Annotated in this window: 6 protein-coding genes and 1 tRNA gene; all 7 read left to right on the forward strand. The window is 58.2% G+C overall.

The genetic code is table 11. The features are described from left to right. Positions 1-116 (forward strand): ComF family protein (locus H5U38_07785; GenBank protein MBC7186917.1); only part of this gene is annotated, 116 nt, incomplete at its 5' end. A 399-nt stretch (positions 117-515) separates the two neighbouring features. Further along, entirely contained in the window at positions 516-1,442 is a 927-nt protein-coding gene (gene fba, locus H5U38_07790; protein ID MBC7186918.1) for a class II fructose-1,6-bisphosphate aldolase, read from the forward strand. Between the two features lie 32 nt (positions 1,443-1,474). Beyond that, complete coding sequence (gap, locus tag H5U38_07795; GenBank protein ID MBC7186919.1) at positions 1,475-2,488, forward strand: type I glyceraldehyde-3-phosphate dehydrogenase; 1,014 nt, start codon at positions 1,475-1,477, stop codon at positions 2,486-2,488. An 80-nt stretch (positions 2,489-2,568) separates the two neighbouring features. Beyond that, positions 2,569-3,345, forward strand: a complete 777-nt coding sequence (locus H5U38_07800) for a triose-phosphate isomerase (GenBank protein MBC7186920.1) — start codon at positions 2,569-2,571, stop codon at positions 3,343-3,345. A 30-nt stretch (positions 3,346-3,375) separates the two neighbouring features. Then, complete coding sequence (gene secG / locus H5U38_07805; protein MBC7186921.1) at positions 3,376-3,741, forward strand: preprotein translocase subunit SecG; 366 nt, start codon at positions 3,376-3,378, stop codon at positions 3,739-3,741. A gap of 50 nt (positions 3,742-3,791) precedes the next feature. After that, positions 3,792-3,875 (forward strand) — tRNA-Leu (locus tag H5U38_07810). A gap of 41 nt (positions 3,876-3,916) precedes the next feature. Further along, a partial coding sequence (locus tag H5U38_07815; protein ID MBC7186922.1) for a tetratricopeptide repeat protein occupies positions 3,917-4,564 on the forward strand: 648 nt, incomplete at its 3' end.

The raw sequence follows: 4,564 nt of genomic DNA on the forward strand, positions 1-4,564 counted from the left end.
TAGTCATGCTCGTCGACGATGTGTTCACGACGGGTGCTACGGCCAATGAGTGCGCGGCAGTGCTCCTGAAGGCAGGGGCACGGCGAGTAGGTCTGGCCACCGTGGCTAGGGCGTAGTGTTTTCCATGTGCTGCATCTGGCGCATTAGAGCAACCGAGGCGGAACTGGCTTCTGCAGCCCTTCGAGGAAGTGTCTGACTTCGGCTCTCCTGTTGGGGATAGGGCAGCGATGTGTTGAGCAGCCAGCTGCTGGATAGATCGCAAGCGATGCGAGGGCGGCGTGGGACACAGTTGAGAGACCGCAATGCAGACCCACCTGTGACACCTGCCCTGCGGCGCTCTGCGCAGAAGAAAAACAGAACATTTGTCGCACTTACCGGGAATAACTTCTTGACATTTTGGGGATTTTTTCATATAATTAGTGCCCGCTAAACCGTGCAAGCGAGAGTAATGGTAGAGCAGCACGCGCGACGTGCTGCTTTTTTGAAAGTGGAGAAACCGCACACAAGGAACGACGATGCCACTGGTCACCACCAAAGAGATGTTTGCCAAGGCCTACGAGGGCGGCTATGCCATCGGGGCATTCAATGTGAACAACATGGAGATAATCCAGGGAATCGTTGAGGCTGCGGAGGAAGAACGTGCTCCCTTGATTCTGCAGATCTCAAAGGGCGCGCGCAAGTACGCCCGGCATGAGTATTTGATGAAGCTCATCGAAGCCGCCCTGCAGATTTCCAACTTGCCAATTGCGGTTCACCTCGACCATGGCGACAGTTTCGAGCTTTGCAAGGCATGCATTGACGGTGGGTTCACCTCGGTCATGATCGATGGCTCCCACCTTCCCTTCGATGAGAATGTGGCCCTCACGAAGAAGGTGGTCGAGTACGCACATCCTCGGGGCATCCCTGTGGAGGCTGAACTAGGCAGGTTGAAGGGCGTGGAAGAGCATGTCTCCGTGGAGGAGCGCGATGCAATCTTCACCGACCCCGACGAGGCCCGGGAGTTCGTTGAACGTACCGGCTGCGACTCCTTGGCGGTGGCCATTGGCACCAGCCACGGTGCCTACAAATTTGCCGGCGAGCCGTTCTTAGACTTTGAACGGCTGCGGGCCATCGAGGAACGCCTGCCCGGCTTCCCCTTGGTTTTGCACGGCGCTTCCAGCGTACTCCAACCGTTTGTGGAAATGTGCAACAAGTACGGTGGCAAGCTTCCTGGGGCAAAGGGTGTGCCGGAGGAGATGATTGCCCGGGCGGTCAAAGGCGGCGTGTGCAAGGTGAACATCGATACTGACTTGCGGCTGGCGATGACAGCCACTATTCGTAAAGAGTTTGCGGAGAATCCGAGCAACTTTGACCCGCGACTCTACTTGGGTCCAGCGCGCGAGGCGATCAAGGAAATGGTCCGGCACAAGCTTCATGTGCTCGGTTGTACCGGGAAGGCATAGGTTTTCCAGAATCAGCAGGAGCGGAGGTTGACATGGCAGCCAAAGTTGCAATCAACGGTTTTGGGCGGATTGGAAGACTCGTATTTCGCATTTTGGAGCAAGACAAGGCGTTCGAAGTGGTGCACATCAATGACATCACGGACGCGCCGACTCTTGCACATCTACTTAAGTACGACTCCGTGCATGGTCGTTTCAAGGGCACGGTGAAGGCAGAAGGTAATGCCATAGTGGTCAACGGCAAGGCTTACGAGGTGAGCGCCGAGACCGACCCGGCAAAGCTTCCCTGGAAGGCCAAGCAGGTGGACATCGTGGTCGAGGCAACCGGCGTGTTCCGCAAGCGGGAACAGGTGGCAAAGCACCTGGCCGCTGGCGCCAAGAAGGTGGTCGTCACCGTCCCCGCGAAGGACGAGATCGACGCTACCATCGTCGTAGGGGTGAACGATCACATGCTGAAGCCGGAGCATACGATTGTCTCCAATGCCTCCTGCACCACGAATTGCCTGGCACCCATTGTGAAGGTGCTGAACGACTCGTTCGGTGTGGTCAAAGGCTTCATGACGACGGTGCACGCTTATACGAATGACCAGCGCATCCTCGACCTGCCGCACAAGGACCTGCGCAGGGCACGTGCCGCTGCTGCCTCTATCATCCCAACCACGACTGGCGCGGCCAGGACCGTGGGCAAGGTGATTCCTGAGCTGAAAGGCAAGCTGGATGGGTTGGCGTTGCGCGTTCCGGTCGCCGATGGTTCTATCGTCGATTTCGTTGCCGAGTTGAAAGTGGCCGTTACTGCCGAAGAGATCAACGCGGCCATGAAGAAGGCCGCCGAAGGCCCAATGAAGGGGATCATCGAGTACACCGAAGACCCCATCGTCTCCTGCGACATCATCGGTTCCAGCGCCTCGGCGATTTTCGATGCCGAGTCGACCAATGTCATGGCCGAAGACGCCTCCGGCAAGGGCAAGTTCGTGAAGGTCCTGGCGTGGTACGACAACGAATGGGGTTATTCTTGCCGTGTTGTCGACTTGATGAAGAAGATGATTTAGGGGAACTTTTCGTGCGTTGAAGCTGTTTGCGTAGTCGGAACTGGCCGGTGTTCACTAAGCGGGAAGGATCTCAGTAGAGGATGCGCCGCAAGATCATAGCAGGCAACTGGAAGATGTACAAGACCGTGAGCGAGGCTAAGGAGTTGGCCAAAGCGCTCAAGGTCCGCTTGGTGAACGAGGTAAAGAAGCTGGATGTGGTAGTTATTCCGCCGTTCACCGATCTGTTGGCAGTTGCCGAGATCTTGCGTGAGAGCGGCATCTCGTGGGGGGCGCAGAATCTGCACTGGGAACCGAAGGGTGCTTTTACCGGCGAGGTTTCGGGCGAGATGATCAAGTCGACAGGCGCTTCGTATGTGATCATCGGCCATTCCGAACGGCGGCAATACTTCGGGGAAACCGACGAGACGGTCAACCGGCGGCTGAAGGCGGCGCTCCAGGCGGGCCTGACGCCGATTGTCTGCATAGGCGAGACACTTGCGCAGCGGCAGGCGAATCAGACCTTGCAGGTCCTGGAGAGTCAGCTTCGCGGCGCGCTCCAGGGCTTCTCCGCTGAGCAGCTCAGCGGCGTGGTGATTGCCTACGAGCCTGTCTGGGCCATCGGCACCGGGGTGAACGCGACTCCAGAACAAGCGCAAGAGGCGCACCAGTTCGTGCGCCGCCTTATTGCGGACTTGGCTGGCGATGGATGCGCAGCGGCCATGCGCATCCAGTACGGCGGCAGCGTAAAGCCTGACAACGCGCGTTCTCTACTCTCGCTCCCGGATGTCGATGGCGCCTTGGTCGGGGGCGCGAGCCTGGAGGCAGACTCCTTTGCGGCGATTGTCAAGGCGGCAGCCGAGGTCCAGGTAGCGAGGTAGTCTCAGGGGCGATAGTCCACAGGAGGGCATGTGCTCTATACCTTTCTGTTGTTCATCCATGTGTTGGTCTGCATTTTCATGACGATTGCAATTCTCTTGCAGTCGAGCAAGGGAGGCGGATTGGCTGGGGCCTTCGGTGGGGGCGGTACGGTGGGCGCCATGTTTGGTGGCCGCGGTGCAGCTCCGCTTCTTAGCAAAATCACCATCGGCTTAGGTGCTGCATTCATGGTGTTGTCAATGACCCTCGGTCTGATGACGCGCGGCGTGATGCCTCGCGAGAAGAGCGTGGTGGAAGAAGAGCGCGCCAGGCGACAGTCGACACCTGCCTCAGTGCTGCCGGTGGTACCCTCGGAGCAAACGGGCGGAGAGGCAGTCCCAGAAAGCCCGCAGCCGTAGCAGTCGTTGGGGATAAAGGCTCTTTCCACCTGTCGTGGGGAGAGTAGGATGCCGAAGTGGTGGAATTTGGTAGACACGCTGTCTTGAGGGGGCAGTACCCACCGGGTGTGCGGGTTCGAATCCCGCCTTCGGCACAGTTTCTTGGGTAGAATTGGACCAACGAGGAGCGGTGACGATGAAAGCAACACACCGGACCACAATTTTGGCGATTGCGGTGGGTGTGGCGGTGTTGGGCGCATGTCTGGCTTTGGCGGACGACCAGGACAAGAAAGCATTGTACGATCAGAAGGTCCTGGAACTCAAGGAACTTACTGCCCAGATGCAGGCGCCCGGCGTCACTCCGGATCAGTACAAGGAGATGAAAGCAAAGTACGATGAGCTTTCCGCCGAGATCGAGGCCCTTGGCAAGGAGTTGCTCCAGGACAAGGCCCTGCAGGAGCGGCAGGCGGCAGCCAAACGCGCCTACAACGAGGGCAACACTTTCGCCAAGACCGGCCGCTACGAGGAAGCCCTCAAGGCCTACGACCAGGCGATCGCGCAGGATAGTAGCTTTGCCAAGGCCTTCTATGGACGGGGCCTCGCACTGTCCAATCTGCGCCGCTACGACGAAGCGCTGGCTGCTTATCAACGCGCTATTGCCCTGGACCCCATGTACGATGAGGCGTACACGGCACTGGGAAACCTTTTCCAGAAGATGGGAAAGTACCAGGAGGCCGTAGAGGTCTACAACAAGGCAATCAACTACAACCCTCAGAACCCGAAGGCCTACTACAATCTTGGCGCTGTTTACCAGAATTACCTAAAGGATCCGGCCAAGGCAGCG

The organism is Calditrichota bacterium (genome assembly GCA_014359355.1).
In the GTDB taxonomy this organism is placed as follows: domain Bacteria; phylum Zhuqueibacterota; class Zhuqueibacteria; order JANLFK01; family Oleimicrobiaceae; genus Oleimicrobium.

Excerpts from the sequence above, each read along its gene's own strand:
- fba (MBC7186918.1), top strand. The coding sequence starts at position 516 with ATGCCACTGGTCACCACCAAAGAGATGTTTGCCAAGGCCTACGAGGGC.
- gap (MBC7186919.1), top strand. The coding sequence starts at position 1,475 with ATGGCAGCCAAAGTTGCAATCAACGGTTTTGGGCGGATTGGAAGACTC.
- H5U38_07800 (MBC7186920.1), top strand. The coding sequence starts at position 2,569 with ATGCGCCGCAAGATCATAGCAGGCAACTGGAAGATGTACAAGACCGTG.